26 protein-coding genes are annotated in these 26609 nt (G+C 61.4%); 14 read left to right on the top strand and 12 right to left on the bottom strand.

The genetic code is table 11. From position 1 onward, the window contains the following. Positions 1–7: 7 nt before the first annotated feature. Positions 8–1129 carry a S1C family serine protease gene (locus AC07OO_RS14500; protein WP_495082802.1) on the bottom strand — a complete coding sequence of 374 codons (1122 nt, stop codon included), beginning with the start codon at positions 1127–1129 and terminating at the stop codon, positions 8–10. A gap of 129 nt (positions 1130–1258) precedes the next feature. Between AC07OO_RS14500 and AC07OO_RS14495 the strand changes: the two genes are divergently transcribed. Continuing rightward, positions 1259–2230 (top strand): GGDEF domain-containing protein, encoded by a 972-nt coding sequence (locus AC07OO_RS14495; RefSeq protein ID WP_495082801.1) that lies wholly within the window; start codon positions 1259–1261, stop codon positions 2228–2230. A 21-nt stretch (positions 2231–2251) separates the two neighbouring features. On the opposite strand, the gene AC07OO_RS14490 is transcribed toward AC07OO_RS14495, so the two are convergent. Continuing rightward, on the bottom strand, positions 2252–2656 hold the full coding sequence (locus AC07OO_RS14490; protein ID WP_495082800.1) for a hypothetical protein: 405 nt from the start codon (positions 2654–2656) through the stop codon (positions 2252–2254). A gap of 122 nt (positions 2657–2778) precedes the next feature. Here AC07OO_RS14490 and AC07OO_RS14485 point away from each other — a divergent pair, with 122 nt between their 5' ends. Beyond that, positions 2779–3471, top strand: a complete 693-nt coding sequence (locus AC07OO_RS14485; protein ID WP_495082799.1) for an aspartate/glutamate racemase family protein — start codon at positions 2779–2781, stop codon at positions 3469–3471. Between the two features lie 303 nt (positions 3472–3774). Here the strand turns inward: AC07OO_RS14485 and htpG are convergent, their stop codons facing one another. The 3 genes from htpG to AC07OO_RS14470 all read right to left on the bottom strand — a co-directional run bounded on the left by htpG (position 3775) and on the right by AC07OO_RS14470 (position 8164). Next, the gene (htpG, locus tag AC07OO_RS14480) at positions 3775–5757 is read right to left on the bottom strand and encodes a molecular chaperone HtpG (protein WP_495082798.1); all 1983 of its coding nucleotides are present in this window, start codon (positions 5755–5757) and stop codon (positions 3775–3777) included. A 101-nt stretch (positions 5758–5858) separates the two neighbouring features. Further along, complete coding sequence (locus AC07OO_RS14475) at positions 5859–7133, bottom strand: esterase/lipase family protein (protein ID WP_495082797.1); 1275 nt, start codon at positions 7131–7133, stop codon at positions 5859–5861. Positions 7134–7165: 32 nt separating this feature from the next. Continuing rightward, positions 7166–8164, bottom strand: coding sequence for a pseudouridine synthase (locus tag AC07OO_RS14470; RefSeq protein ID WP_495082796.1), 999 nt, complete (start codon positions 8162–8164; stop codon positions 7166–7168). A 195-nt stretch (positions 8165–8359) separates the two neighbouring features. On the opposite strand from AC07OO_RS14470, the gene AC07OO_RS14465 reads away from it, so the two are divergent. Then, positions 8360–8989, top strand: coding sequence for a hypothetical protein (locus AC07OO_RS14465; protein ID WP_495082795.1), 630 nt, complete (start codon positions 8360–8362; stop codon positions 8987–8989). Between the two features lie 156 nt (positions 8990–9145). On the opposite strand, the gene AC07OO_RS14460 is transcribed toward AC07OO_RS14465, so the two are convergent. Then, positions 9146–9868, bottom strand: coding sequence for a Crp/Fnr family transcriptional regulator (locus tag AC07OO_RS14460; protein WP_495082794.1), 723 nt, complete (start codon positions 9866–9868; stop codon positions 9146–9148). A gap of 173 nt (positions 9869–10041) precedes the next feature. Here AC07OO_RS14460 and AC07OO_RS14455 point away from each other — a divergent pair, with 173 nt between their 5' ends. The 8 genes from AC07OO_RS14455 (at position 10042) to AC07OO_RS14420 (ending at position 19593) form a co-directional block, all read left to right on the top strand. Further along, positions 10042–11988, top strand: coding sequence for an AMP-dependent synthetase/ligase (locus AC07OO_RS14455; protein ID WP_495082793.1), 1947 nt, complete (start codon positions 10042–10044; stop codon positions 11986–11988). Next, the gene (locus AC07OO_RS14450; RefSeq protein ID WP_495082792.1) at positions 11985–12836 is read left to right on the top strand and encodes an ABC transporter ATP-binding protein; all 852 of its coding nucleotides are present in this window, start codon (positions 11985–11987) and stop codon (positions 12834–12836) included. The genes AC07OO_RS14455 and AC07OO_RS14450 overlap by 4 nt, the downstream gene beginning before the upstream one ends. A gap of 11 nt (positions 12837–12847) precedes the next feature. Next, entirely contained in the window at positions 12848–13777 is a 930-nt protein-coding gene (locus AC07OO_RS14445; protein WP_495082791.1) for a branched-chain amino acid ABC transporter permease, read from the top strand. Between the two features lie 9 nt (positions 13778–13786). Then, on the top strand, positions 13787–14863 hold the full coding sequence (locus tag AC07OO_RS14440; protein ID WP_495082790.1) for a branched-chain amino acid ABC transporter permease: 1077 nt from the start codon (positions 13787–13789) through the stop codon (positions 14861–14863). A 71-nt stretch (positions 14864–14934) separates the two neighbouring features. Further along, positions 14935–16263 carry an ABC transporter substrate-binding protein gene (locus AC07OO_RS14435; RefSeq protein ID WP_495082789.1) on the top strand — a complete coding sequence of 443 codons (1329 nt, stop codon included), beginning with the start codon at positions 14935–14937 and terminating at the stop codon, positions 16261–16263. Between the two features lie 81 nt (positions 16264–16344). Next, positions 16345–17157: an ABC transporter ATP-binding protein gene (locus tag AC07OO_RS14430; protein ID WP_495082788.1), complete on the top strand. Its 813-nt coding sequence runs from the start codon at positions 16345–16347 to the stop codon at positions 17155–17157. 92 nt (positions 17158–17249) lie between these two features. Then, a complete protein-coding gene (locus tag AC07OO_RS14425; protein ID WP_495082787.1) occupies positions 17250–18524 on the top strand; it encodes a phenylacetate--CoA ligase family protein in 1275 nt (424 codons plus the stop codon). A 91-nt stretch (positions 18525–18615) separates the two neighbouring features. Next, positions 18616–19593, top strand: a complete 978-nt coding sequence (locus tag AC07OO_RS14420; RefSeq protein WP_495082786.1) for a tripartite tricarboxylate transporter substrate-binding protein — start codon at positions 18616–18618, stop codon at positions 19591–19593. A 10-nt stretch (positions 19594–19603) separates the two neighbouring features. On the opposite strand, the gene AC07OO_RS14415 is transcribed toward AC07OO_RS14420, so the two are convergent. Continuing rightward, the gene (locus AC07OO_RS14415) at positions 19604–19936 is read right to left on the bottom strand and encodes a DUF1840 domain-containing protein (protein ID WP_495082785.1); all 333 of its coding nucleotides are present in this window, start codon (positions 19934–19936) and stop codon (positions 19604–19606) included. A gap of 91 nt (positions 19937–20027) precedes the next feature. Between AC07OO_RS14415 and AC07OO_RS14410 the strand changes: the two genes are divergently transcribed. Then, positions 20028–20351 carry a polyhydroxyalkanoic acid system family protein gene (locus AC07OO_RS14410; RefSeq protein ID WP_495082784.1) on the top strand — a complete coding sequence of 108 codons (324 nt, stop codon included), beginning with the start codon at positions 20028–20030 and terminating at the stop codon, positions 20349–20351. A 95-nt stretch (positions 20352–20446) separates the two neighbouring features. Here the strand turns inward: AC07OO_RS14410 and AC07OO_RS14405 are convergent, their stop codons facing one another. The 5 genes from AC07OO_RS14405 to AC07OO_RS14385 all read right to left on the bottom strand — a co-directional run bounded on the left by AC07OO_RS14405 (position 20447) and on the right by AC07OO_RS14385 (position 24348). Beyond that, positions 20447–20701 carry an acyl-CoA-binding protein gene (locus AC07OO_RS14405; protein ID WP_495082783.1) on the bottom strand — a complete coding sequence of 85 codons (255 nt, stop codon included), beginning with the start codon at positions 20699–20701 and terminating at the stop codon, positions 20447–20449. Positions 20702–20870: 169 nt separating this feature from the next. Continuing rightward, complete coding sequence (locus AC07OO_RS14400; protein ID WP_495082782.1) at positions 20871–21644, bottom strand: hypothetical protein; 774 nt, start codon at positions 21642–21644, stop codon at positions 20871–20873. Positions 21645–21730: 86 nt separating this feature from the next. Continuing rightward, positions 21731–22405 carry a TetR/AcrR family transcriptional regulator gene (locus tag AC07OO_RS14395; RefSeq protein WP_495082781.1) on the bottom strand — a complete coding sequence of 225 codons (675 nt, stop codon included), beginning with the start codon at positions 22403–22405 and terminating at the stop codon, positions 21731–21733. A gap of 15 nt (positions 22406–22420) precedes the next feature. Then, a complete protein-coding gene (locus AC07OO_RS14390; RefSeq protein ID WP_495082780.1) occupies positions 22421–23671 on the bottom strand; it encodes a patatin-like phospholipase family protein in 1251 nt (416 codons plus the stop codon). Between the two features lie 155 nt (positions 23672–23826). After that, the gene (locus AC07OO_RS14385) at positions 23827–24348 is read right to left on the bottom strand and encodes a phasin family protein (protein ID WP_495082779.1); all 522 of its coding nucleotides are present in this window, start codon (positions 24346–24348) and stop codon (positions 23827–23829) included. Between the two features lie 138 nt (positions 24349–24486). On the opposite strand from AC07OO_RS14385, the gene AC07OO_RS14380 reads away from it, so the two are divergent. Then, positions 24487–25332, top strand: coding sequence for an ABC transporter permease (locus AC07OO_RS14380; protein ID WP_495082778.1), 846 nt, complete (start codon positions 24487–24489; stop codon positions 25330–25332). Further along, entirely contained in the window at positions 25322–26584 is a 1263-nt protein-coding gene (locus AC07OO_RS14375) for an ABC transporter ATP-binding protein (protein WP_495082777.1), read from the top strand. The genes AC07OO_RS14380 and AC07OO_RS14375 overlap by 11 nt, the downstream gene beginning before the upstream one ends. Positions 26585–26609: the final 25 nt, after the last annotated feature.

The following is a 26609-nucleotide window of genomic DNA, read 5'->3' as shown; positions in this document are numbered from 1 at the left end:
CATCGCGTCAAGGGTCCGTTTGTAGAACCACTTCCAAGGTCACGCTGCGCCCCTGGCGCAGCACCGTCAGCTTGACCTTGTCGCCCACCTTGAAATCGTCCAGTCGGGCCGCCAACTGGCTGACGGAAGTGATGGGCTTGCCTTCCACCGCCGTGATGACATCGCCCAGCGTGATGCTGCCATTGCGGCCGAAGCTGGCCTCTTTCAGGCCTGCGGCCGGCTGTGTCGCGTTGTTGGAGGCGCGCAGCACCACAACCCCCTTGAGGTTCAGGATCGACTGCAGGCGTTGGTTGATGCCCTCGTCCATGCGTATGCCCAGGGCCGGCAGCACATACTTGCCGTGGCGGATGATCTGCGGCACCACGCGGTTCACGGTATCCACCGGCACCGCAAAGCCTATGCCGGCATTGGCCCCGCTAGGGCTGTAGATGGCGGTGTTGATGCCGATCAGACGGCCGGCGGAGTCCAGCAGCGGTCCGCCCGAATTGCCGGGGTTGATGGCGGCATCGGTCTGGATCAAGTGCTCTACCGCCGAGCCGTTGTCGCCATTCAAGGACCGGTTCAGTGCCGATACGATGCCACTGGTCAGCGTCCAGTCCAGGCCAAAGGGATTGCCGATGGCAAACACCCTCTGGCCCACACGGATGTCATGGCTGGTGCCCAACGGCACCGGTGGTGCGTGCTTGTAGCTGCCACCGATCTTCAGTACCGCAATATCGTGCGTGGGGCTGGCCCCCACCAGACTGCATTTGAACTCGCTGCCGTCGGCCAGCTTGACGGTGGCCTCGCTGGCCCCTTCGATGACGTGGTAGTTGGTGACCACATGGCCGGACTCGTCCCAGATAAAGCCCGAGCCCGTGCCCCGCGGCACTGAGAAGACATTGCGCGACCAGAAGTCCTGCACCCGGGAACTGGTGGTGATGAACACCACCGAGTCGCGGGAACGTTCAAACAGGTCGATCGTGGCTTTTTCTTCGGGGCCTAGCTCGCCCCGCGGCGTAATGGCGCGGGGTTGGCCCTCTTTGGCCGTCGCGGCATGGCCGGCCGGTGGGCACAGCGCCAACCCGAACAGGGACAGGGCGATCAGCAGGGAGCGCAGTGTTGTGCGTGGGCGTTGGGTGTCTTGCATGGGATCGGACATTGGCGAGTTCAGCGTTATTTTGCCGCGCGACGTCCGGCGCGAGAAAGCCTTGCGGTGGACCGCGGCGGAGTTGCACAATGGGAGCGCAGGAGACACCTTACAACCCCTTGGCCCCGGATGAAAACCAAGCACTCCGACCGCGACCGCAGCTTTGCCGTCAAACTGATGCAAGACTTGGTCGTGCCCACCTTTGTGCTGGATGCGGCCTGCCACGTCATCATCTGGAACCGGGCCTGCGAGCGCCTGACCGGCGTAGGAGCCAAGGAAGTCTTGGGCACCCGCGAGCATTGGCGTGCTTTCTACGATACGCCGCGGCCCTGCCTGGCCGATCTGGTTGCGCAGGGGCGCACGGCCGAAATTGGGCAGTACTACGCATCCTTTGACAAGACCGGCGACAACGAAAACGGCTTCCACGCCCAGAACTGGTGTGTGATGCCGCGACTGGGCCACCAGGTCTATCTGGCCATAGACGCCGGCCCTATCTATGGTGCCAACGGTGAACTGATGGCCGTGGTGGAGACGCTGCGCGACATGACCGAGCAAAAGCAAGCCCAAAGCGCGCTGGAGCGCCTGGCAGCGTGCGACGGCCTGACCGGCATTGCCAATCGCCGCAGCTTTGACGAGAAACTGAGCCAGGAATGGCTGCGCGCCCGGCGCGACAAGACGCCGGTTGCGCTGCTGCTGATGGATGTGGACCACTTCAAGCTCTACAACGACCACTATGGGCACCAACTGGGCGACGACTGCCTGCGCCGTATTGCCGAGTGCCTGGCATCCATCGTGTTCCGTCCTGGGGACCTGGTCGCACGCTATGGTGGTGAAGAGTTTGCTGTGGTGTTGCCCGGCATCGACACGGACGGTGCGTTGATGGTGGCGCAGCGTGTGCGCGAGGCTGTGCACCGCCTGGCAATACCCCATGCTGCCAGTGCCCTGGGTCTGGTTACGGTCAGCATGGGCGTGTCATCGGGCGTGCCCAACCAGGACATTGGCCACCAGGCCCTGCTCAAGGCGGCCGACATTGCGCTGTACCAGGCCAAGCACGCGGGCCGCGACCGCGCAGCCACGGAGCCCATACTGCCGCGCAGCTAGCTGGTGCGATTGCTATTGCACCTAGTGCAGATCCTCGATCACCAGAAAGCGGTATTTCTCGGCAATCGAAAAAGGCACGGTGCGCACCGACTGCATCACCTTCTCGGTGGCATCGCCCGATGAGGCCCGGACCATCATCGCGCAGTGCCCTTGCAAGGCCAAGTCCCGGTACTTGAGCACCGTGGCGCTCTCGGTGCCGACCGAGGGAAACACCTCGCCATGGTGGGCAGCCGTAGGGACGACCTTTTCGAGCACGTCGTCGGTCTTCAGCAGCATGATGTCGTCGCCCTGGAAGCCGCCTGCCAACAAGCCGCGTTCGACGGCTTGGGCGTCATCCTCGGTGGGCATCATCGCGAAGACAAAGCCGGTTGGGTAAAACTCACCACGCAGCGTCAGCATGCGTGATGCTAGAGCGAAGTCTTTCATGGCAGTCCTCCTGGCGGATCGTGCTCCGATTACAGCAAATCCAAATAGCGCCGCTGGGCTTATGGTCTTTGGGCGCCATCCGCCGGAAACCCCAAAACCCGTGCGGCACAATCGCTGCCGACATGACGACCAAACATATTGGAATTGTGGGTTGCTCCGCCGAGGGTGCGGCCCTGTGCTACCGCACGATCTGCGCGGAAGGGGCTGCCCTGCTGGGGCCACACGCGCACCCCGAGGTCTCGATGCACACACCTTCGCTGGCGGAGTATGTGGATTGCCTGAACCGTGAGGACCTAGCCGGTGTGGGCGAGTTGATGCTGCACTCGGCGCGCAAGCTGGCCAGCGCGGGAGCGGACTTCCTGATCTGCCCTGACAACACCATCCACCAGGCTTTCGCTTATGTGCAGCCGCGCAGTCCCTTGCCTTGGCTGCACATCGCTGAAGTGGTGGCCGCCGAGGCGCAGGCGCGTCAGTTCCAGCGCGTGGGTCTGACCGGCACCGCCTGGCTGGTGCGCAGCGAGGTTTACCCGGAAAAATTGGCCGCCTTGGGCATTGACTGTGTGCGGCCCACCGACGCCGAGCGCGATACATTGGGCCGCATCATCATGGACGAGCTGGTGGCTGGCGTGGTCAAGCCCGGCAGCGTGGCGGTTTTCCAGCAGGTGATTGCAAACTTCAAGCAGCAGGGCTGCGAGGCGGTGGTCCTGGGCTGCACCGAAATCCCGCTGATCATCAACGACGTCAACTCGCCACTGCCCACGCTGGACTCCACCCGGCTGCTCGCGCAGGCGGCACTACGGGAAGCGGTTGCCTGACGTGCTTTGCGAGGCTGCTGCTACACGCGCGGCTCAACCCTACATCTTCCGCAGCACTGTTCGAAACAGATCCGACTGCGGCGGTTCAACATTGCCGCTGTGATGGCGAACGGGTGTGATGTGCTCCAGCCGCTCCAGCGCGCGTTCATGGAAAGTGCCGGTGTGCTCGTAGACGATAGGCGATGGTGAGCCATAGAAAAAGCCCCGCCAGTCTTTCGACGGCGGGGCTTTCTATTTGCTACTGAATCAATAGCGTCTCATGCATATTACACGAGGGCTGCGACTCGATTTGACAAATATGACTTACGCCAACAGCGCATTCACCCGCTTCACATAGGCCGCCGGATCGGCCGGCATGCCGCCTTCGGCCAGCAGCGCCTGGTCAAACAGGATGTGGGCCAGGTCGTGGAAGTGCACGCTGCCGTCCAGCTTCTTGACCAACGCGTGTTCGGCATTCACTTCCAGCACCGGCTTCACTTCGGGTGCGGCCTGGCCGGCTTGCTTGAGCATGCGGGCCAGTTGGGTGCTCATGCCGTCATCCTTGACGACCAAACATGCGGGGCTGTCCACCAGGCGGGTGGTCACGCGCACGTCTTCGGCCTTGTCCTTCAGCGCTTCCTTCAGCTTGGCCAGCAGGGGCTTGAAGGTCTCGGCGGCTTCCTCAGCGGCCTTCTTTTCGGCTTCGTCCTGCAGGCTGCCCAGATCGACCGCGCCCTTGGCCACGCTTTGCAGCGGGGTGCCATCGAACTCTTGCACAAAATTCAGCGCCCACTCGTCGACGCGGTCGGTCATGACCAGCACTTCGATGCCCTTCTTCTTGAACACTTCCAGTTGCGGACTGTTCTTGCCGGCGGCCAGGGTGTCGGCGGTGATGTAGTAGATGGCCTCTTGGCCTTCCTTCATGCGGGCCTTGTAGTCGGCAAAGCCCACGCTCATCGAATCGCTGGTGGTGGATGCGAAGCGCAGCAGCTTGCACAGGCGCTCCTTGTTGGCGAAGTCTTCGCCCAGGCCTTCCTTCAGCACCGCGCCAAATTCGCCGTAGAACTTGGTGTATTTGCCGATGTTGGCCTTGTCTTCCTCGCTGACCACGTCGGTCACGCCATCGGCCGAGCTTTCAGGCAACTTGTCATGGTTGGCCAGGTCTTCCAGCATGGACAGCACGCGCTTGGTGCAGCCCTCACGGATGGCCTTGACGTCGCGGCTCTCTTGCAGCAGTTCACGGCTGACGTTCAGCGGCAGGTCGGCGGAATCGACCACGCCCTTGACGAAGCGCAGGTAGGTGGGCAGCAGGGCTTCGGCGTCGTCCATGATGAACACGCGCTTGACGTAGAGCTTCAGGCCGCCCTTTTTCTCGCGGTTCCACAAATCCATCGGCGCCTTGCCGGGGATGTAGAGCAACTGCGTGTATTCGGTGCTGCCTTCCACGCGGTTGTGTGTGTGGGCCAGCGGGGCTTCGAAGTCGTGGCTGATCTGTTTGTAGAACTCGTCGTATTGCTCGGACGTGATGTCCTTCTTGGGGCGCGTCCAGATGGCGCTGGCCTTGTTGACGGTTTCCCATTCGCCAGTCTTGACCATGCCGCCGGGCTGGCGGCCACCGTTTTCGTCGCTGGGGTTGATCAGTTCGCCGTCTTTCCACTCTTCCTTTTCCATCTGGATGGGCAGGCTGATGTGGTCCGAATACTTGTTGATGATGTTCTTGACCTTCCAGGTCTGGGTGTAGTCCTGGGCATCGTCGCGCAGGTGCAGGATGACGCTGGTGCCGCGGGCTTCGCGGGTGATGGTCTCTACCTCGAACGCACCGCCGCCGCTGGCGCCACCGTCGCTGACCCAGCGCACGGCCTCGTCGGCCTTCAGGCCCGCGCGGCGGGATTCGACGGTGATCTTGTCGGCAACGATGAAGCCGGAGTAAAAGCCCACGCCGAACTGGCCGATGAGGTTGGAGTCCGCCTTCTGGTCGCCGGTCAGCTTGCTGACAAAGTCCTTGGTACCGCTTTTGGCAATCGTTCCCAGGTTGTCGATAGCCTCTTGCTGTGAAAGGCCGATACCGTTGTCGGTGATGGTGAGCGTCTTGGCGTCCTTGTCGAAGGTGACCTTGACCTTGAGCTCGGAGTCGTTCTCGTACAGGCCGCTGTTGTTGATGGCCTCAAAACGCAGCTTGTCGCAGGCGTCGGACGCGTTGGAGATCAGCTCGCGCAGGAAAATTTCCTTGTTGGAGTACAGCGAGTGGGTGACCAGGTGCAACAACTGGGCAACTTCGGCCTGGAAGGAAAGGGTTTGCTTGCTCATGGGGAATGGAACCTTCGGTAAAGCTAAATCAAAAACGGGTGCTGGCGGACGCCCACTGCGTGCCGCGCGAAACCCTCAATTATGGGCGATGGGGTGGGTTTTCAAGAGCCGGCCAGCCACAGTGTGACTTGGCGTGCCACCTCGGGGCTGTGCAGCAGCGCCATGTGGTTGGTGCGGTAGACGATGGTTTGGTTGGCTTTGGCGAAGGCCAGTTGGTGCCGCGGGTCGGCGTGCTGGCCCAGGGCGCTGGGCAGGGGGACCAGGCCGTCACCGATGATGCGCTCGGCCAGCGGGCTGCGCTTGCCCGCTGTAGTGGCGGCCACGGTGTAGCAGGCCACGCCATCCGGCAGGGGCAGGGGCTGGCGCGTATCGGGCGTGCGCTGGAAGCGGTCGCGGCCCATCCAGTCGGCGTCTTGCACATGGCCGTAGCGCAGGTCGGTGATGCCACTGCTGCGCAGCTGCCCCAGCTTGGCAAAGGGTTTGCTGAACGGCGTGGTGCCCAGCAGGATGTCGATCCAGTTGCCGGCGCGCTCCAACGGGGCGCCATGGTGGGGTGTGCCCAGGAAAATGATGTTTTTCAACTGCTGCGGCCAGCGCCGTGATTCCTGTTGTGCGGCGTGCACTGCACTGCGTATCACCAGGCCGCCCATACTGTGCACGACCACCGTTAACTCCTTCACCGGCGCCGGCCAATGCGCCAGCAGTTGCTCCAGCATAGTGGCCAGCTCACGCCCGTTTTGTGACGTGTGCCGGCCAGTGTTGTAGCGCAGGTAGATGGGGGTGTAGCCCAACTCGGCAGCCAGCGTGGCGGCGATATCGGCCACGGGTTTTGCATCGGCAGCAGCAGGTTCACCCGGCGTCCACTGCAAATCGTTCATGCACAGGCCGTGGATCAGCAACAGGACTTTGCCGGTGGCGTCTGGCATCGTGGGCAAGGCGTTCGGGTTTAGCGCCCGGCCCTGATAGCGCAGTGTCATTGGCGTGGCCAGCGGGTTGTGGTTTTGTTCCAGCTGGTCGCCCAGTACACCATTCAGCGCCGCCAGAACGGCTTCGCGCTCGGGTGTGTCGGGCGGCGCATCCACCAGCGTGGCCAGCAGCGGCTCTAGTTTGGTAAAGCTTGCCTGCAAAGCTTTGCCCACCAGTTCGGTCACGCCACGCACGGTGCGGTAGACAAAACCGGTGATGCCGCTGGTTTGCTGCCCCGCCTTGCCCCCGGCCAGGCCCATGGTGTCCAGCACCGCGTGGTGCACGCCCTCGGCCATGGACGCCGCGCCACTAGTCGCTTGGGTGACCAGTTGCGCCACGCCGCGCAGGTCGGAGGGGCGCAGGTGCTTCAGCGCTGAGGTTTTGGCCGGTTTTGCGGGTGATTTGGGCATGGGCGCTTCCGGCGTGGGTTGTGTTGTGGGGTTTAGAAGGATTCGTGCGGCGCCAGGTAACGCCACTGCCCCACCGGCAAGTTCCCCAGCATGACCTTGCCGACGCGCACGCGTTTCAGGCCCACCACCTTGAGCCCGACCAGCTCGCACATGCGGCGGATCTGGCGCTTCTTGCCTTCGGTGAGCACAAAGCGCAGTTGCTCGGGGTTTTGCCATTCCACTTTGGCGGGCTTCAGCGCCTGGTCATCCAGGCGCAGGCCGTGGCGCAGCAGGCGCAACTTTTCGATGGGGAACACGGACTGCACATCGGTGCTGACCGGGTCGTCATCGTCAATGCGGCTCAGTTGGGTGGGGGCAGCGGGTTGGGTTGCGGGTCGGGCCGCTGTAGCCCGGGCGTTGTAAGTGGCGGCGGGCGAGTTGGCCGCAGCCGGGTTGGCCACGCCGGTGTAGACCACGCGGACCAGGTATTCCTTCTCCATGCCCGAGTCCTCGCCGATCAGCTGGCGAGCCACGCGGCCGTCCTGCGTCAGCACCAAGAGGCCTGTGGAATCGATGTCCAGCCGGCCGGCCGGCACCAGGCTCTTGAGCTGGCTGCCATGGAAGAAGAAGCGGGCGTTGTCGTCTGCCCAGCGGTTTTGCGGCTGGATCAGCGTGATGGCGGGCTCGTGCCCGTCTTCGGCCTGGCCGCTGACGATGCCGATCGGCTTGTTCAGCAAAATCGTCACCTGGTTGGCTTGCGCCCCTTTGGCCTGCTGGGTCACCTCGATGCGTGCATCCGGCGCCACCTGCATACCCATCTCGGCCACCTTGCCATTGACCTTGACCCAGCCCTTGGCGATCCAGTCGTCGGCCTCGCGGCGCGAGGCCATGCCCAGCTCGGCCATGCGCTTGTTCAGCCGCACCGTGCCGTTGGCGCCATGGGCGGCGGTGTTGGTCTGTCCCGCGGGAATGGGCGCACGGTTGGCAGGGGCTTTGCCCGCCGGCGGCGCGGCGCGGCGGAAGGCGGGAGCGGGGGGCTTGGAATCTGTCATTTGCTATCTCTTTTGTAGCTAAATGTGCATATTTTACGAGGGCTAGGGGCTGGAATGCTATACGCGACTCGGCTGGGGAACGTATCCCTCGGTCTGTGGTGGTTCACAGGGTCGCCCGCACACCCTGCGCAGGGCGGAAAAAGTGAGGAGAATGATTGCTCGCTCAGTCAACTGCTCAACCAGAGACTACCACCGATGATGAAGGCGCCGCACCCGGTCTTCCTGTTGTCTTGCTGCTGGCGCAAGGCTGGCGTGCTGGTGTTGCTATGTGCAGGCTTGGGGGTGTTCACCGCACCGGCTGTTGCCGCAGAGCCCGAGTGGAGCCTGGGCGCCTACGCTGGCAAGTACTACGACTCTGAACCCGCCGGGCTGACGCAGGGCCGTGCCAATTTTCTGAACCAGCACATGCTGGCCCTGACCGGCACCAAGACGCTGTGGCGCTCACAGTCCTGGCCTCTGGCATTGGAAGTCGACGCCATGGTCGGCCAGCAGTTTGGCATCGAATCCCTGACAGAAATTGCTATCGCCCCGGTGTTGCGTTGGAGCAGTTTCCCCTGGAATGACACGCTGCAAACCGATCTGCGTTTGGGGCCTTTGGGCCTGTCCTACACGTCCAAGGTCAGTTCGCTCGAGCGGGGGCCGCAGGGCAATGGCAGCCAGACGCTCAACTTCTTGACGATCGAGCTGGCATTCTCACGGCCCCAGCAGAAGGCCAACGAATTCTTTGTGCGCCTGCACCACCGCTGCGCGGTGTACGACCTGCTGAACGACTATGGCGCCAACGGAGAGGATTTTTTGTCGTTTGGCTACCGGGTGCGGTTTTGATTGGAGTAACCGCAGCCAGGCTGTCGGTGCGAGCGGGCAGTTGCGGCCGAGTGTGCGCAATATTGCTTCCAAATAAATAGCAAACTATCTATATTTCACGAGGGCTATAGGCCTAAATTGTTTGACAGGCTTATAAATAAACCTAAATTGGGTATTTTAATCACCCTGCCTGAAACTCACCCGGCTCCTCAGGGCCTGCAAATCCACCACCCGTAGCCCCCCGTACTCCACCTTGATCGCCCCCTGCGCCGCCAGCGCCGTCAGCGCCTCGTTGACGCGCTGGCGTGACAGGCCGACCAGATACGCCAGCTCCTGCTGCGTGATGCGCAGCACCTCGCCCACGCCGGGGTAGAGCACGGGGTTGAAGAGGGATGCCAAGCTGCGTGCGACGCGGATGTCGGGGTTGGTCATGCGGTCGATTTCGCGGGCGGCGATGAACTGGCCCAGTCGTTCGTTCAACTGGTTCATCACAAAGCGGTTGAAGCCGATGGAGTGGTCCAGCAGCCAGTGAAAAGTGTCGACATGTAAACCCGCCACGCGGCTCTTGCGCAGGGGCTGGATGTTGTAGCGGTAGGTCTCGCGCTTCATGGCCGTGCCCTCGCCAAACCAGCCACCGGGCGGCACGCCGGTGAAGGTCATGGTCTGGCCTTCGGCGTTGTCGCTGCTCATCTTTAACAAGCCATCCACGACACCAAACCAGTAGGTCACCGGGCGGCCTATGCGGCAGATGTATTCGCCGGGGTCGGCGTCGGCAATCTTCAGGTCTTCGGTAGCGCGTTCGCGCTCCTGCGGCGACAGGATGTGGATCCACGGAATGGCCTCCAACTCGGCGGCGGTGAGTGCGCGGCGGCGCTGGAAAAGGGCGGAGTCGGTGGGCATGCAGGGCTTTGTAAGTTAGCGATAAGTGAAGGGAAAACACCTAGCCAGAAACATTTAAATTGTCGTCCAAACGACAACTCGGCGTCAAATGCACGACTAATATTCGCCCCATACGCAGACCTGTTGTTGCACGGCATCGGGTGTGAGCAAAGGTGACTGACAAGGATTTGGCAATGCAAACGACTTTTCCGCGGCTACTCCAAAAACACGCCAGTGAGCGCCCCAACGCGCCCGCCATGCGTGAGAAGGAATACGGCATCTGGCAGGCGCTGACTTGGCTGGATTTGTTGACCATGGTGCAGCAACTGGCTGCCGGCTTGCACCAGGCCGGACTGCGCCGGGGCGAGCACATGGTGGTGGTGGGTGCCAACCGGCCGCGCCTGTATGCCACCATGCTGGCCGTGCAATCGCTGGGCGCCATACCCGTGCCGCTGTACCAGGATGCCGCGGCTGCCGAGTGCGTGTTCCCCATCAACAACGCCGAGGTGCGCTTCGCCTTTGCCGAAGACCAGGAGCAGGTCGACAAGCTGCTGGAGATTCGCGAGAGCTGCCCGCGGCTGGAACGCATCTACTACGACGACCCCCGCGGCCTGCGCAACTACGCCGAGACCTGCCTGGCATCGTTGGACGAACTGCAAGCGGCGGGCAAGGTGTTCAATGACTTGCACCCCCAGTTCTATCCGGCCGAGGCCAACCAGGCCACCCCCAACGACGTGGGCGCGATGTTCTTCACCTCCGGCACCACCGGCAACCCCAAGGGCGTGGTGCATACCCACAACTCACTGCTGAACCGTGCCCATGTAGGTGCGCAGTTCGACAAGCTGACCGGTGACGAAGAGGTGCTGGCCTACCTGCCACCGGCCTGGATCGGGCAGAACATTTTTTCGTACGCGCAGTGGCTGGCCTGCGGCTATGTGGTCAATTGCCCGGAGTCATCCGCCACGGTGACCATTGACCTGAAAGAGATTGGTCCCACCTACTACTTCGCGCCGCCCCGCATTTTTGAAGGCCTGCTGACCAGCGTCATGATCCGCATGGAAGACGCCGGTGCCATCAAGCGCAACATGTTTCACTACTTCATGGGTGTGGCCAAACGCGTGGGTCCGCAGCTGATGGATGGCAAGACGGTAGGCCTGGCAGATCGCCTGCTGTATGCGCTGGGCAGCGTGCTGGTCTACGGCCCGCTGCGCAATACGCTGGGCCTCTCCCGCGTGCGGGTGGCCTACACGGCGGGTGAGGCCATCGGGCCAGATTTGTTTTCGTTCTTCCGCTCCATCGGCATCAACCTCAAGCAGTTGTATGGCTCCACCGAGACGGCCGTGTTTGTGTGCCTGCAGCCAGACAACCAGGCCCGTGCCGACACCGTGGGCGTGCCCTGCGACGGTGTGGAGATCAAGGTGCAGGAGAACGGCGAGATCCTCGTCAAATCCCCCGGCCTGTTCACCGAGTACTACAAGAACCCCGCCGCCACCGCCGAGGTGCGCACGGCCGATGGCTGGTACCACACCAGCGATGCCGGCTTCATCGACGCCAATGGTCACCTGAAGATCATCGACCGCGTCAAGGATGTGGGCCGGATCAAGGGCGGTGCCAACGACGGTGCCATGTTTGCGCCCAAGTATGTGGAGAACAAGCTCAAGTTCTTCCAGCACATCAAGGAAGCCGTGGCCTATGGCGATGGCCGTGAGAAGGTGTGCGTGATGATCAACATCGACTTTGACGCCGTGGGCAACTGGGCCGAGCGGCGCAACCTGCCCTATGCCGGCTACACCGACCTGGCGCAAAAGCCCGAGGTCTACGCGCTGATCAAGGAGTGCGTGGAAAAGGTCAACGCTGATTTGAGCGTGGACGCACTCTTGGCCGGCAGTCAGGTCAGCCGTTTCCTGATCCTGCACAAGGAGTTGGACGCCGACGACGGCGAGCTGACCCGCACCAACAAGGTCCGCCGCGGCTTTATCGCCGAGCGCTACGACGTGCTGATCGACGCACTGTATGGCGGCAAGGCCTCGCAATTCATAGAAACCCAGGTCAAGTTCGAAGACGGTCGCACCGGCAAGGTCAGCGCCACGCTGCGGATTGACGACACCAAGACCTTTGCACCCGTCAAGGCGGCAGCATGAAAATCGAGACACAAATCGCGACACCACAAATCGCAACACATACGGCAGTAGAACCGGTTGCTGCAAAGGCCAAAAAAATTGGCGACGTCATCCTGGATGTCAAGAACATCTCCTTGAGCTTTGGCGGCGTCAAGGCGTTGACCGACATTTCGTTCAATGTGCGCGAGCACGAGATACGCGCCATCATCGGCCCGAACGGTGCGGGCAAGAGCTCCATGCTGAACTGCATCAACGGCGTCTACACGCCGCAGCAGGGCACCATCACCTTCCGCGGCCAGTCTTTCAAGCATATGGACAGCCACCAGGTGGCGGTGATGGGCATTGGCCGCACCTTCCAGAACCTGGCGCTGTTCAAGGGCATGAGCGTGCTGGACAACATCATGTCCGGCCGCAATCTCAAGATCAAAAGCAATATCCTGCTGCAGGCACTGCGCTGGGGGCCGGCCGAGCGCGAGGAAATCATGCACCGCGAATACGTGGAGCACATCATCGATTTTCTGGAGATCCAGGCTTACCGCAAGACGCCCGTGGGCCAGCTGCCCTACGGTTTGCAAAAGCGGGTCGACCTGGGTCGTGCGCTGGCGATGGAGCCACAGGTGCTGCTGCTGGACGAACCCATGGCCGGCATGAACGTTGAAGAAAAGCAGGACATGTGCCGCTTTGTGCTGGATGTGAATGACGAGTTCGGCACCACCGTGGTCTTGATCGAGCACGACATGGGCGTGGTCATGGACATCAGCGATCGCGTCGTGGTGTTGGACTACGGCAAGAAGATTGGTGACGGCACGCCGGACGAGGTGCGCAACAACCCCGACGTCATCAGCGCCTACCTCGGCACCTCGCACTAAGGAACAAGAACATGGCTTTTTTCCTTGAAACCCTGCTCGGTGGCCTGATGGCCGGCATGCTGTATTCGCTGGTGGCGCTGGGCTTTGTGCTGATCTACAAGGCATCGGGCGTCTTCAACTTCGCCCAGGGCGCGATGGTGCTGTTCGCGGCGCTGGCCATGGCGCGTTTTGCGGAATGGATTCCCCAAGTCACCGGCCTGCAGGGCTTCTTCATCGTCAACCTGCTGGCCTTTGTGCTGGCCGGGGTGGTGATGTTTGCTGTGGCCTGGGTCATTGAGCGCCTGGTGCTGCGCCACCTGGTCAACCAAGAGGGCACGACGCTCTTGATGGCCACGCTGGGCATCACCTACCTGCTGGAGGGCATGGGGCAGACCCTCTTTGGCAACAGCATCTACAAGATCGACATCGGCATGCCCAAGGACCCGGTTCTGATCCTGGAAAGCGCCTTTGAAGGCGGCATCCTGATCAATAAGGAAGACCTGTACGCCGCACTGATTGCAGCGGTGCTGGTCGCTGCGCTGAGCGTGTTCTTCCAGAAGACCGCGACCGGCCGTGCCTTGCGTGCCGTGGCCGATGACCACCAGGCAGCCCAATCCATCGGCATTCCGCTGAACCGCATCTGGGTCATCGTGTGGTGCGTGGCCGGTGTCGTCGCTTTGGTGGCCGGCATGATCTGGGGCAGCAAGCTGGGTGTGCAGTTCTCACTGACAACCGTTGCGCTGCGGGCCCTGCCGGTCGTGATTCTGGGCGGGTTGACATCGGTACCCGGCGCCATTGTGGGCGGGCTGATCATTGGTGTGGGCGAAAAACTGTCCGAGGTTTACCTCGGGCCCTATGTAGGCGGCGGCATCGAAATCTGGTTTGCCTACGTGCTCGCGCTGGGCTTCCTGCTGATCCGTCCCCAGGGCTTGTTCGGCGAAAAAATCATTGACCGCGTCTGAGAGAAGCATATGTTCTATAGAGAAAACGGCCAATTCAAAACCAACTACCGGGCAGACCAGCAGATCTTCCCGATCGCGCAGGATCGCATCGCGCTGTACGCGCTGCTGGCGGTAGCGTTTGTCGCGCTGCCCTCAGTGGCCAGCGACTACTGGTTCACCAACATCCTGATCCCTTTCCTGATCTTCTCGCTGGCGGCCATCGGCGTGAATATCCTGGTCGGCTACTGTGGCCAGATATCCCTGGGTTCGGGCGCCTTCATGGCGGTGGGCGCCTATGCGGCCTACAACTTCTTCGTGCGCATCGAGGGCATGCCACTGGTGCTCGCCCTGGTGTTGGGTGGTGTCTGCGCCATGCTGTTCGGCATCCTGTTCGGTCTGCCCAGCCTGCGGGTCAAGGGCCTGTACCTGGCGGTGGCCACGCTGGCTGCGCAGTTCTTTGCGGACTGGATGTTTTTGCGCATCCAGTGGTTCACCAACTACTCACCCTCGGGCTCGGTGTCAGTCAACAACCTGCAGGTGTTCGGCCTGTCGCTGGCCAGCCCGGTGTCCAAATACCTGTTCTGCCTGACGCTGCTGTCGGTGATTGCGCTCTTGGCCAAGAACCTGGTGCGCGGCGCCGTGGGCCGAGAGTGGATGGCGATTCGCGACATGGACGTGGCCGCCGCTGTCATCGGCATCCGTCCCATGTTTGCCAAGCTCAGCGCCTTTGCCGTCAGCTCCTTCATCGTCGGCATGGCGGGTGCGCTGTGGGCCTTCATCTACCTCGGCGCCTGGGAGCCGGCGGCCTTCTCGGTGGACCAGTCGTTCAAGCTTTTGTTCATGGTCATCATCGGCGGCATGGGTTCCATCATGGGCAGTTTTTTCGGTGCCGGGTTTATCGTGCTGCTGCCGATCTTCCTGAACCAGTTCCTGCCGGCGCTGGCCGCGCTGTTCGGTGTGCAGATATCCACGGCCGGCGTCTCCCATGCCGAGCTGATGATCTTTGGCGGCCTGATCGTGTGGTTCCTGATCGTGGAGCCCCATGGCCTGGCCAAGCTGTGGTCCATCGCCAAACAGAAATTGCGCCTGTGGCCCTTCCCGCATTGATATTGTGGGTTTATAAAACGTGTTCCCCTGTGCTTCTTCAACAACCATCAATTACTACTAGGAGAGAGACAATGAAGCTTCGCAAACTCGCACTGGCCACCACCCTGCTGGCCGTGGCAGGCGGCACCTTTGTGGCGGGCAATGCCTTCGCCCAGGCCAAGGAACAATTCATTCCCGTGCTGTCCTACCGCACAGGGCCCTACGCACCCAACGGCGTGCCATGGGCCAATGGTTATGTGGACTACCTCAAGCTGGTCAATGCCCGCGGTGGCATCAACGGCGTCAAGCTGTCCTTTGAAGAATGCGAGACCGGCTATGACACGGCCCGCAGCGTGGAGTGCTATGAGCGCCTGAAGAGCAAGGGAGCCTCGTTTGTGCAACCCCTGTCCACCGGCGCCACCTTTGCCATCACCGAGAAGGCCCCGGCCGACAAGATATCGGTGGTGACTGTGGGCTATGGCCGCAGCGAGAGCGCGGATGGTTCCGTCTTCAAATGGAACTTCCCCATCGCGGGAACCTATTGGGTAGCTGCCGATGCCATCATGCAAGCCATCGCCAAGAAGGAAGGCGGCTTCGGTAGCCTGAAGGGTAAGAAGCTGGCCCTGGTCTACCACGACAGCCCGTTTGGCAAAGAGCCCATTCCGCTGTTGCAAGAGCGCGCAGCCATGCACGGCTTCACGCTGCAACTGCTGCCCGTGACCGCGCCCGGCGTGGAGCAAAAAGCCACCTGGCTGCAGGTGCGCCAGAACAAGCCTGACTACGTGGTGCTGTGGGGCTGGGGCGTGATGAACTCCACCGCCATCAAGGAAGCCCAGGCCACCGGCTACCCCCGCGAGAAGATGTATGGCGTGTGGTGGGCCGGTGCTGAGCCCGATGTGAAAGACGTGGCTGAGGGCGCCAAGGGCTACAACGCCGTGACCATGCAGCACGGCGCCGAACCGCAATCCAAGCTGGTCAAGGATGTGACCACCATGGTGCACGACAAGGGCCAGGGCACGGGTCCCAAGGAAGAGCTGGGCCAGGTGCTGTACATGCGCGGTGCCATGAGCGCGATGCTGGGCGTGGAAGGCATACGCGCCGCGCAAGAGCGCTACGGCAAGGGCAAGGTCATGACCGGCGAGCAAGTGCGCTGGGGTCTGGAAAACCTGAACCTGACCCAACCCAAGCTGGACGCACTGGGCTTTGCCGGCGTGATGCGCCCCATCAGCACCTCGTGTGTGGACCACATGGGCGCCTCCTGGGCCCGCATCCACACCTGGGATGGCAAGGCCTGGAAGTTCACGTCCGACTGGCTGCAGGGTGATGAGCAGATCATCAAGCCCCTGGTCAAGACCACGGCAGCCAAGTACGCCGCAGATAAAAAGCTGACACCCCGCACCCCTGCGGATTGTCAGTCCTGATGACAACGGTGGCCCCGCGGGGCCACCAAATCAAAGGCTCGCCCAGCGGGTCTTTCATTTGGTTTGAACGGAACTACCACCATGAGTGATGCAAAGAATATTGTTCTCAACGTCAACGGCATCGAGGTCATCTACAACCACGTCATCCTGGTCCTCAAGGGCGTGTCGCTGCAGGTGCCCGAGGGCGGCATCGTGGCCATCCTGGGCGGCAACGGCGCGGGCAAGACGACCACGCTGCGGGCGGTATCCAACCTGTTGGCCGGTGAACGCGGCGCGGTGACCAAGGGCAGCATCGAACTGCGCGGTGAGCGCATCGAGAACCTGAGCCCGGCCGACCTGGTGCAGCGTGGTGTGGTGCAGGTCATGGAAGGCCGCCACTGCTTTGCCCACTTGACGATTGAAGAGAATTTGTTGACCGGTGGCTACACCCGCAAGAGCAAGGCCGAGGTGGCGGCGAATCTGGAAAAGGTCTACACCTACTTCCCACGGCTCAAGACCCGGCGCACCAGCCAGGCGGCGTACACCTCGGGTGGCGAGCAGCAGATGTGCGCCATCGGCCGCGCCATCATGGCCAACCCCAGCATGGTGCTGCTGGACGAGCCCTCCATGGGCCTGGCGCCGCAGATCGTCGAAGAGGTGTTCGAGATCGTCAAAGACCTCAACGCCAAGGAAAAGGTCACCTTTTTGCTGGCCGAGCAGAACACCAATATGGCACTGAAGTACGCCGACTACGGCTACATCATGGAATCCGGCCGCGTGGTCATGGACGGCGCGGCCGACTACCTGCGCACCAACGAAGACGTCAAGGAGTTCTACCTGGGCATGGGCGGCGGCGAGCGCAAGAGCTTCAAGGATGTCAAGAGCTACAAGCGCCGCAAGCGCTGGTTGGCCTGATGGTGTTTTGGCAAATCGGGCTCTAGCCCTCGTGAAATCTGCATGTACTGCTACGTAATATATAGCGTCCTATCGAGCCAGGGGAGATACGCATGAGTTCAGTCTATGACGCTTTGGAAACCCGTCCTCCGGCGGAGCGCGAGGCTGCGCTGATGGCTGCGTTGCCGGGGCAACTGGCCCACGCCAAGCGCGCTTCGCTGGCGTTTGCCGATCTGCTGCAGGATGTGGATACCACGACGGTGGTCGACCGCGCCGCACTGGCCAAGCTGCCGGTGATCCGCAAGAGCGAATTGCAGGAGCGCCAACTGGCAGCCCGCGCACATGCCGCAGGCGCGGTGGCGCCCGGCGACGTGTTTGGCGGCTTCAGCACGCTGGGTTACGGCGCCAACATGACGCGGGTGTATGCCAGCCCTGGCCCCATGTACGAACCCGAGGGCACGGCGCGCGACTACTGGCGCATGGCACGGGCCATCTACGCGGCGGGCTTCCGGCCCGGCGAGCTAATCCATAACAGCTTTAGCTACCACTTCGTACCGGCCGGCTCCATGATGGAGACCGGCGCCCACGCCATGGGCTGCACCGTGTTCCCCGGTGGCACGGGCCAGACTGAGCAGCAGGTGCAGGCCATGCGCGACCTGCAACCGGCGGGCTATATCGGCACCCCCAGCTTTCTGAAAATCATTGTCGAAAAGGCCGCCGAGATGGGAGTGGCCCTGCCCAGCGTGAAGAAGGCCATGTTCGGTGGCGAGGCCTTCCCGCCCAGCCTGCGGGATTGGTTTCTGGCCCACAGCATTGACGGCTACCAATGCTATGCGACGGCCGATCTGGGCTTGATTGCCTATGAGACGGCAGCCCGTGAAGGCCTGGTGCTGGACGAAGGTGTGATCGTTGAGATCGTGCGCCCCGGCACCGGCGACCCGGTGCCGGACGGCGAGGTGGGCGAGGTGGTCGTCACCACGCTGAACCCCGGCTACCCCTTGATCCGTTTTGGCACCGGCGACCTGTCAGCGCTGCTGCCCGGAACCTGTCCGACCGGACGCACCAATGCGCGCATCAAGGGCTGGATGGGCCGCGCCGACCAGACCACCAAGGTGCGCGGCATGTTCGTGCACCCCAAGCAGGTCAACGATGTGGTCAAGCGCTTTGCCGAGATCGGCCGCGCCCGCCTGGTGGTCAGCGGCGAGATGGCCAACGACGCGATGACGCTGCAGGTCGAGGTGGCCGGCACGCCCGATGCGGGGCTGGCCACACGCATTGGCGATGCCATCCGCGAGGTGACCAAGCTGCGCGGCCAGGTGGACATGGTGGCCGTGGGCAGCCTGCCCAACGACGGCAAGATCATTGAGGATGCGCGCAGCTACAAATGAGTAGTGTGAACAACAGGCCCTAGTGTTTACACCGTGGCAATTTCTGCTGCCATGGCTAAGCTGGTTGGTACCTTGATCGGGATACCCACCCATGAAACAGAAGAAATTGCTGGCCCTTGCCACCGCTGTGCTGGCCGTATGCGCGCAGGCCCAAACCTACCCCAGCCGTCCCATCACCTTGATCGTTCCTTTTGCGGCAGGCGGCCCTACCGACAAGACGGCGCGTGACTTGGCCGAGGCCCTGCGCAAGCCCTTGGGTGGGGCTACGGTGGTGGTGGACAACGCGGCAGGCGCCGGCGGGTCCATCGGCGCCAACAAGGTGGCCAAGGCCGCGCCCGACGGCTACACGCTGCTGTTCCACCACATCAGCATGGCCACGATGCCCACGCTGGTGCGCAATATCCCGTTCAAGGTGGAGAGTGATTTTGAATACCTGGGCATGGTCAGCGATGTGCCCATGACGCTGTTGGGCCGCCCCAGCTTGCCCGCCAAAAACTTCAAGGAGTTGCTGGGCTGGATCAACCAGAACAAGGCCAAGATCAACCTGGGCAATGCGGGTGTGGGCTCGGCCTCGCACCTGTGCGGTCTGCTGTTCCAGAGCGCGGTGCAGGTAGACATGACCACGGTGCCCTACAAGGGCACGGCGCCGGCCATGACGGACCTGATAGGCGGGCAGATTGATCTGATGTGTGACCAAACCACCAATACCTCAGCCCAGATCGAGGCCAAGAAGGTCATTGGATACGCGGTCACCACGGCCAAGCCCCTGACGACACCGGCCTTGCGGGATTTGCCCACGCTGCAGGACATGGGTCTCAAGGGTTTTGACGTGTCGGTGTGGCAGGGGCTTTATGCGCCCAAGGGTACGCCGGCCGATGTGCTGGCCAAGATCAACGCAGCGTTGAAGGTGGCCTTGAAGGACCCGGACTTCGTCAAAAAACAGGAAACCCTGGGGGCGGTTGTCGTAGCCGACAAGCGGGTGGAGCCGGCCGAGCACAAGCGCTTCGTGCTGGCCGAGATCGCCAAGTGGAGCCCGGTGATCAAGGCCGCTGGGGTCTACGCGGACTGACGGCTGGAGTCTAGACTCCCCAAACGATCTCTTTGTCGGCCCGGTGGCAGCGCTTCAGCATATCGATGAAGGGCAGGGCGCGCTGGCGCAGCGACACGGTGTCGGCGCGGGGCAGCTTCTCACCGGCGGCCTGGGCCTCTTGCAACCGCTGCTTCTGGTCTGCCTCGTCTTTGGCAATGGCCTGTTCCAAAGCGGCGATGGCCCCGGGCATGTCGGCAGGCAGCAGAATGCCTTTGACCAGGGAGGCGCCATCGTCCTTGCCGATGAGTTGCAGAATCTGGCGCCCGTTGGGTTCCAGCATGATGAGGTCCCCGGTGACTTTGGATTTGAATTTGTATAGCATGGTCGTATAAAAGGGGGTTGATGGTCCGGTATGGGCCTCAGTATGGACCAACCCCGCACAATCACAACAAACCTATTTGAGGAGCACGTACTTGGCAAACCTTCATATTCGACGGGAGCACACCCTGAGCCTGGCGGCGGCCCGCAAGATCGCACGTTCCTGGGCGCAGCAGGTGGAAGACGATTTCGGCATGGAATGCAGCTACGAAGAGGGTGCCAAGGAAGACCGCGTCAGCTTCACACGGTCCGGCGTCAATGGCGTACTGGTAGTGACCGGCCAACACTTTGATCTGGACGCCAAGCTGGGCTTTTTGCTGGGCGCCTTCAAGGGCAAGATAGAGGCCGAGATCGTCAAGAACCTGGACGATTTGCTGGCCCCCAAGGCCGCTGCCAAGAAGACCAAGGCCAAGCCCTAGAGAGGTGAATGGGCGAGTACAAAAAACAAGAGCGCCGCAGGGCGCTCTTGTTTTTATAGCTAACTAGGTAGCCTGTACGAGGGCTGCCGCCGAATTTAGCTGAGGGACTCGATCAGCTCCACGTACTGCTGCATGGCGTCTTTGGAGCTGGTTCCTTTGAAGCCGTTCCATGCGTCCCACTTGGCGCGGCCCACCAGGTCAGTGAAGCCGGGTTTTTTTTCCGCGTTGTCGCCCACCGTAGCCTGCTTGTACAGGGCGTAGATTTTCAGCATGGTGTTGTTGTCAGGACGCTCGCTCAGGTTCTTGGAATTGGCGACAGCGGCTTCGAATTGCTTTTTGAGATCGGCCATGGGGTGCTCCGTTAGGGGTGGTTGGTTTCAACGTGGTGAGAGTAATAGTACAGCAGCGTGGGGAAGCATTGTGGAACAGCGGGGGGATGTTTCAGCGCCGGGCCGCCCCAAGCTGAAACGCGGCCCCCTCGGGGGGCAGGGAGTCACACGCAGTGGGCGACCGTGGGGGCTAGCTCGCAAGTTCAGTCTGTGCCATTTCCACATCCATATGCTGCGCCGCGTCCATGGCCCGCATGGCGGCGGCCTGCTCGTAGTATTGGGTGGCTTCGGCCATGCCTTTGTCACCCTCCAGAATGACCAGCGCGTTGGCGTATTCGATCTTGGCAATGGCTGAGTGCGGGTTCAGGCTCAGCGCCCGGGCGAACAGGTTGAGACTGGTTTCTCTTTTTGCGCCGTAAGTCATGTTGGCGATCAGTGTGCCCACCTTGTCGATGACCTCGGCATGGAAGGCCCCCAGTGCGATGTGGGCGTCGCCATGCAGAGGCTGTAGCCGTATCACCGACTCCAGCGCCGATTTGACCTTGCCGCCCACGCCCTGGGCCAGGGCTTTGGCCACGCTGATGCCCTGGCTGTAGCGCCCCAGCGCATAGGCCTGCCAGTAAAAGGCGTTGGCGTTGGCGGGTTCTGCGGCCGCCAGTTCGGCGGACCGTTCGGCCACCTGCAGAAACAGGCGTTGGCGATTCTTCTCGCGGGGTTCCAGGTAGTGGGCGTAGACGCTGGTGGCCTTGTTGGCCACATTAATGCCCGCGCCACCCGCCTGCAAACCCGCCTCTGCGGCCTTCTCGAATTCGCCGCTGTGGAAGAGTGCCCAAGCCTCCAGCACCGCGGCGTCCTCGGGTAAGGGTTCCAGGTCCCCGGCGTGCAATTGGCTCCATTGTTTTTTGACGCGGGCGGCGTCAAATGGGTAGTCACCGCTGTGGCTAAAGGCGGTCCATGGGGCCATGCTGTGTCTCCTGTCTGTGTCGGTGCTTTTTTCTTGCATCGGGTGCGCTGTAGACACGGTGTTGCTTTTGGTGTGTGCGGCTTATCTTATGCGGCCTGGGCGCTTGTGGATGTGGTGTAAGCCCCTACCAGCTTCAATAAATGGGTGCGCTGGCTGGCTTCCAGGTAGGGAATCAGCAGGTTCAGCACATGGTGCGCGCCACGCAGCAGTGCGGATTGGGCGCTCTCGGGTTCCAGCGCATTGCGCGGGTCTTTGACGTATTCAAAGCTCAGCCAATAGGTCAGCACCACCACCATGCTGGTGGCCGTGGGCTCTATCTCGCGGGAGTCGATGTGCATGGCACCGGAGCGGTTCATGCTGTCGAGCATGGCACGCACGGAACGGGTCTTGTTCTTCAGCACCCATTGGAAGTGGGTTTCCAGCCGGCGGTTCTTGCTCAGCAGGTCGTTGAGGTCGCGGTACAAAAAGCGGTATTGCCAGATCAGTTCGAACAGCGTGTGCATGAAGAACCAGGCGTCTTCCACATCGCGCACGCTGTCGCTGGCGTTGAGCAACTCGTTGAGCGCCTTTTCATAGCGATCGAACAACGAATTGATCAGCTCGTCCTTGGCCGGGTAGTGGTAGTACAGGTTACCCGGGCTGATGCCCAACTCGGCCGATATCAGCGTGGTCGAGACATTGGGCTCGCCAAAGCGGTTGAACAGCTCCAGCGTGACTTCCAAAATGCGTTCTGCGGTGCGGCGGGGAGCTTTTTTGACCATGATGGTGGTGCGGGCTCAGTGGGCGGCGCTGCGGCGGGTTGCCGTCGCTACGGTTTCGCTCAAATCATCCATGACCTCTTGCAGCGTGGCAATGGCCCGGCCGATGCGGGTGGGAGCCTTGGGCGGGGCGGAGAGGTGGCGCTTGGGGTCGTCCAATACTTCGTGGTTCAGGCTGATACCGTGGCGCGCCAGCTTGGCTGATAGCCCGGTCTTGCGCGAGCGCAGCATCTGACGGGTCTGCTGGTAGGCATGCTCGGCCAACTGGCGGCGTTGCGCGTAGCTGAAGGTGTTGGCCAAATAGAGCTCGGGGTCGCGGTGGTCGGGCTCGAAGAGGATGATGTCGGTGTTGGGGTAGGCGTGGGTGTAATGCTTCATGCCCAGTTCCATGCGCGAATGGATCATGGAGCGGAAGGTCTGGCTCAGCACGGCCGGCAGGCCACCATCGACGATGCGCGGGATTCTGCGTTTGTGCTCCGGCAAGCCGCGCTGCATGACCTTGGCCGTCCCAGGGGTGGTTGCATTGAACGGTACCAGTGGATTCAGGCAGATCAGCAGGTCCACATCGTCTTCCAGCGCCACCGACGCGTGCATGGTTTTCTTCAGGGCCCCATCCACGTAGTACTGGTCGTCGATTTCCACCGGAGGGAACAGGCCCGGCAGAGCGGAGCTGGCCTGCACGGCTTGCGAGATGGGCACATGGTCCCAACCCGGCCGGCCAAAGGGCGCGGCCTCCCCGCTGTCGAGGTTGGTGGCGACCAGAGTCAGCTTGGTCTTGAGCTGGCGAAAATCGTTGGTTCGGCCTTCGCGGCTGAACAGGCGGGCCAGTTCGCTGTCCACAGCCTGGTTGGAAAACACACCCGTAGGGAGGCCGGGGCTCAGGCGCTCCAATGCATTCAGCAAGGATTTGCGGCCCATCGTGAAGTGCCACAGCGCCGACAGCACCAAACCCGGCAACATGATGCTGCGGCGCAAAAACTCGCCATAGGCGGGCTTGAGCAACCAGGAGGGGTCAAAGGTTTCGGAGGGCGCGCTGTCGTTTTCGATGAAAGAGGCGCACAGGGAGCGCGGCGACATGCCATTGGCCAGAGCTGCCACGATGAAGCCGCCAGCCGATACACCCACGTAGTGGTCCAATTTGGTGAAGTCCAGGCCGTTCAGCGACTCTTCGAGCGCACACATGGCGCCCACTTCGTAGATCGCGCCCAGGGGGCCGCCACCGGACAGCGCTAACGCGATTTTGGGTGGCCTGTGTGTTGTGGCGTGCATAGGTGGAAAGTGTAGAGTGCGGGGGCTGAACTTTTTGCTGCGATGCAATAGTGCTTGCAGCGGGTGCCTGCTCTTCTCGATGCCTGGGTTTGGCCCAAAAAGAGCCGGATCGCCGCATAGACCCCGTGGCTAGCGGCGCGGGCTCTTCTCTGCAATCAGTCTCTTGCGGCGGCGGGTTTAGTCTTCTTGGCAGCAGCGCCGGTTTTGGCTTTGGCAGCCGTTTTGGTCGCCGCTTTTTTGGCGGGGGCCGCCGCATCGGGGGCTTTGGCGGACAGTTTCTGCACGGTCTTGTTCAGCTCGTCGATGCGTGCAATCAGCGCGTTGACGTCCTTGGCCGAAGGCACGCCCAGCTTGTTCAGGGCTTTTGCCACCCGCTCTTCAAAAATGTTTTCCAACTTGTCCCATTGGCCCGAGGCCTTGGAGGTGATATCGGTTGCCATATGCGACATCTTGCTGGTGGCTTCCGAGATTTTCTCTTCCGCGGCTGCCTGCGTCTTGCGCTGGATGCTGACGCCTTCCTTCACCAGGGACTCAAACGCCTTCGATCCTTCGGCCTGTGCGCGCGTAAAAGCGCCCAACCCAGCCTGCCAAATTTGCTGGGCAGAGTCTTTGACCGATCCACTGAACTGGGCTTGGGTGAGTTTGGAAATATCGACTTTTGGCAGTTTTTTGACCATGGGATGCTCCGATAGGGATGGGGTTGGGTACGGCCCGGCGTTGTCGGCTGAGTGGAAACTTAGCGGAAATAATAGGGCGAATGTACTGCCTGCAGGGCCAACGGTGTAGATGGCATATCCTAACCGGCAGCCACCGGTGTGCAGGGCGGCTACTGGTGCCCCGTTAAACTACGAACTGTGACAAGTCCGCAACGCTCCTACATCCCCACCCGCAACCGATCCCTGCTTTGGCAGTTTGCCAAACGCGATGTGCTGGGCCGCTACCGCGGCTCGCTGTTGGGGCTTACTTGGTCTTTTCTGACCCCTTTGCTGATGCTGGGAGTCTATTCCTTCGTGTTTGTTGGCGTGTTCAAGCAGAGTTGGCCCGGTGTGTCCCAAGGCGGCGGCGTAGAGTTTTCGCTGCAGGTTTTTGCTGGTCTGCTGGTATTCAATCTTTTTTCTGAAGTGGCCGGCAAGGCCCCCAATCTCATTGTGGACCAGCCGAATCTGGTCAAAAAGGTGATTTTCCCGATCGAGCTATTGACCTGGGTAGCTGTGTTGTCCGGCTTGTTTCATTTGCTGATCAGCGCAGGGACGATGTTGGTCGTGCTCGCCCTGTTTCGCGGCGGTTTGCCACTGTCAGCGCTTGCCTTTCCTTTGGTGCTGCTGGCGTTCTTGCCGGTGTTGCTGGGCTTGGGCTGGCTCTTGTCGGCCATCGGCGTGTTTGTCCGCGACATAGGGCAGGTGATGGCCATGGTTGTCAGCTTGACGATGTTCATGTCGCCTGTGTTCTATTCCGTGAAATCGTTGAACCCCGACTTGCAGTTCTGGATGAACCTCAATCCACTGACCTTGATCATCGAACAAGTAAGGGCTGTGCTGTTGTTGGGGCAATGGCCGGATTGGGCTGCGCTGGGGATCTATGCTGTGCTGTCTGCCATATTTGCAGCGGTGGCGGCCACCTTTTTTCAGTTGACACGCAAAGGCTTTGCCGATGTCCTCTAGCAGCCTTGCCATCCACGCCCAGGGCTTGGGCAAAGCATTCCAGCTCTACGAGCGCCCGATTGATCGCTTGAAGCAGATGCTGATGCGCGGCCGGCGTCGCTACTTCAAAGAGTTCGCGGCATTGCACGACGTTACATTTGAATTGAAGAAGGGTGAGGTCCTGGGTTTGGTTGGCCGCAACGGTGCTGGCAAATCCACGCTGTTGCAATTGATCTGTGGCACGCTGACGCCCAGTGCCGGACAGGTGTCCGTGCATGGCCGGGTGGCGGCCTTGCTGGAGTTGGGGGCCGGTTTCAACCCGGAGTTCACGGGCAAGGAAAACATCTACCTCAATGCCTCCATCCTGGGGCTGAGCAAGGAGGAGATCGACGCACGCTACGACGCGATTGTGGATTTTTCGGGCATCGCCGACTTCATCCACCAGCCCGTCAAGACCTATTCCAGCGGCATGTACGTGCGGCTGGCCTTCTCAATCGCCACCAGCGTGGATCCGGACATCCTCGTCATCGATGAGGCCTTGTCGGTTGGTGATGGCGCTTTTGCCCGCAAGTCCTTTGACCGCATCATGCGGCTGAAGGAAAAGGGCGCGACTATCTTGTTTTGCTCACACTCGATCTACCAGATTGAGGCGTTGTGTACGCGGGCGTTGTGGTTGGAGAAAGGTGGGGTGCAATTGCTGGGAGATCCGGCTACCGTTGTCGCCGGTTACCAGGCATTTCTGGACCGTGACGCTGCGGCGCCAGCTATCTCCGCAGCAGGGCAGCCGTCTGCGCATGCATCTCCCTCCGGGCATGCGCATATCCTGGGTGTTCAAACCAAAGTAGACCAGACGCTTGGAACAGTTTTGTATGTCCAAAGCGCCAAACAGACTTTGTCGGTCAGCATCGGCTTTGCCTCTGATCCGAATCTTCCGTCGCCTGTCGTTGCTCTAACGTTGCACTCTCCAGATGGGCGAACCATCGCTAGCAGCAGTACGCAAGCGGATAATGTGGAACTGGTCCGTGATTCGTCGGGCCGGGGAGCTGCCACCATAGAATTCCCACAAATTCCTTTGCTGAAAGGGGAATACTCTATTGATGTGTACTTACTCAGTGAGAACGGGATTCACCTGTACGACACTGCAGCAAACGTTGCAACATTGCATTTCACTCAGGATCATCTGGAGCAAGGCATAGTTTCACTCCCGCACAGTTGGCAGACTAGTGCATCGGCCCAGTCCGCAGCGGATCGGTTGGCGATGGACGCCTCTTAATCGTTCTTTTCCGGCCGATCGAGGG

This window comes from Rhodoferax sp. GW821-FHT07G04, assembly GCF_059418585.1.
Note: the sequence above shows the minus strand (reverse complement) of the source record. Positions and strands in the feature narration are given on the sequence as shown.

What these genes read in the sequence shown, in the direction of transcription:
- AC07OO_RS14420 (WP_495082786.1), top strand. Translation starts at nt 18,616, where the DNA reads ATGAAACAGAAGAAATTGCTGGCCCTTGCCACCGCTGTGCTGGCCGTA.
- AC07OO_RS14455 (WP_495082793.1), top strand. Translation starts at nt 10,042, where the DNA reads ATGCAAACGACTTTTCCGCGGCTACTCCAAAAACACGCCAGTGAGCGC.
- AC07OO_RS14475 (WP_495082797.1), bottom strand. Translation starts at nt 7,133, where the DNA reads ATGCCCAAATCACCCGCAAAACCGGCCAAAACCTCAGCGCTGAAGCAC.
- AC07OO_RS14400 (WP_495082782.1), bottom strand. Translation starts at nt 21,644, where the DNA reads ATGGCCCCATGGACCGCCTTTAGCCACAGCGGTGACTACCCATTTGAC.
- AC07OO_RS14435 (WP_495082789.1), top strand. Translation starts at nt 14,935, where the DNA reads ATGAAGCTTCGCAAACTCGCACTGGCCACCACCCTGCTGGCCGTGGCA.
- AC07OO_RS14385 (WP_495082779.1), bottom strand. Translation starts at nt 24,348, where the DNA reads ATGGTCAAAAAACTGCCAAAAGTCGATATTTCCAAACTCACCCAAGCC.
- AC07OO_RS14445 (WP_495082791.1), top strand. Translation starts at nt 12,848, where the DNA reads ATGGCTTTTTTCCTTGAAACCCTGCTCGGTGGCCTGATGGCCGGCATG.
- htpG (WP_495082798.1), bottom strand. Translation starts at nt 5,757, where the DNA reads ATGAGCAAGCAAACCCTTTCCTTCCAGGCCGAAGTTGCCCAGTTGTTG.
- AC07OO_RS14470 (WP_495082796.1), bottom strand. Translation starts at nt 8,164, where the DNA reads ATGACAGATTCCAAGCCCCCCGCTCCCGCCTTCCGCCGCGCCGCGCCG.
- AC07OO_RS14390 (WP_495082780.1), bottom strand. Translation starts at nt 23,671, where the DNA reads ATGCACGCCACAACACACAGGCCACCCAAAATCGCGTTAGCGCTGTCC.
- AC07OO_RS14500 (WP_495082802.1), bottom strand. Translation starts at nt 1,129, where the DNA reads ATGCAAGACACCCAACGCCCACGCACAACACTGCGCTCCCTGCTGATC.
- AC07OO_RS14440 (WP_495082790.1), top strand. Translation starts at nt 13,787, where the DNA reads ATGTTCTATAGAGAAAACGGCCAATTCAAAACCAACTACCGGGCAGAC.
- AC07OO_RS14465 (WP_495082795.1), top strand. Translation starts at nt 8,360, where the DNA reads ATGATGAAGGCGCCGCACCCGGTCTTCCTGTTGTCTTGCTGCTGGCGC.
- AC07OO_RS14415 (WP_495082785.1), bottom strand. Translation starts at nt 19,936, where the DNA reads ATGCTATACAAATTCAAATCCAAAGTCACCGGGGACCTCATCATGCTG.
- AC07OO_RS14375 (WP_495082777.1), top strand. Translation starts at nt 25,322, where the DNA reads ATGTCCTCTAGCAGCCTTGCCATCCACGCCCAGGGCTTGGGCAAAGCA.
- AC07OO_RS14425 (WP_495082787.1), top strand. Translation starts at nt 17,250, where the DNA reads ATGAGTTCAGTCTATGACGCTTTGGAAACCCGTCCTCCGGCGGAGCGC.
- AC07OO_RS14495 (WP_495082801.1), top strand. Translation starts at nt 1,259, where the DNA reads ATGAAAACCAAGCACTCCGACCGCGACCGCAGCTTTGCCGTCAAACTG.
- AC07OO_RS14460 (WP_495082794.1), bottom strand. Translation starts at nt 9,868, where the DNA reads ATGCCCACCGACTCCGCCCTTTTCCAGCGCCGCCGCGCACTCACCGCC.
- AC07OO_RS14450 (WP_495082792.1), top strand. Translation starts at nt 11,985, where the DNA reads ATGAAAATCGAGACACAAATCGCGACACCACAAATCGCAACACATACG.
- AC07OO_RS14405 (WP_495082783.1), bottom strand. Translation starts at nt 20,701, where the DNA reads ATGGCCGATCTCAAAAAGCAATTCGAAGCCGCTGTCGCCAATTCCAAG.
- AC07OO_RS14430 (WP_495082788.1), top strand. Translation starts at nt 16,345, where the DNA reads ATGAGTGATGCAAAGAATATTGTTCTCAACGTCAACGGCATCGAGGTC.
- AC07OO_RS14490 (WP_495082800.1), bottom strand. Translation starts at nt 2,656, where the DNA reads ATGAAAGACTTCGCTCTAGCATCACGCATGCTGACGCTGCGTGGTGAG.
- AC07OO_RS14485 (WP_495082799.1), top strand. Translation starts at nt 2,779, where the DNA reads ATGACGACCAAACATATTGGAATTGTGGGTTGCTCCGCCGAGGGTGCG.
- AC07OO_RS14395 (WP_495082781.1), bottom strand. Translation starts at nt 22,405, where the DNA reads ATGGTCAAAAAAGCTCCCCGCCGCACCGCAGAACGCATTTTGGAAGTC.